Genomic DNA, 341 nt, shown 5'->3' with positions numbered 1-341 from the left:
ACCTCGTCGACTGCGGGACGTGGGCGGTGTCGGCGAGCTGGCAGGTCCCGGCCACGGCCACGTCCGGGGTGTACGTCGCGACCCTGAAGCGGGCCGACACCGGGGCGATGGGCCAGATCCCGTTCGTCGTGCGTGACGACGAGCGGCGCACCGACCTGGTGGTGCAGACCTCGGACACGACGTGGCAGGCGTACAACACGGCCGAGCGGGCCTCGTTGTACTCCGGCCCAACGGGTCGTGCGTACAAGGTGAGCTACAACCGCCCGTTCACGACGCGCGACAACCGTCCGGAGAACTACCTCTTCGGTGCCGAGTACCCGATGATCCGCTGGCTCGAGCGC

General features: G+C 69.2%; 1 protein-coding gene. It reads left to right on the top strand.

Annotated features, from left to right (window positions below; all coding sequences use genetic code 11):
- The coding region (locus tag N865_RS23180; RefSeq protein ID WP_034810305.1) for a N,N-dimethylformamidase beta subunit family domain-containing protein at nt 1-341 on the top strand (341 nt) is incomplete at both ends.

The organism is Intrasporangium oryzae NRRL B-24470 (genome assembly GCF_000576595.1).
GTDB lineage: Bacteria > Actinomycetota > Actinomycetes > Actinomycetales > Dermatophilaceae > Intrasporangium_C > Intrasporangium_C oryzae.
This window is presented reverse-complemented; position numbering and strand designations above follow the sequence as displayed.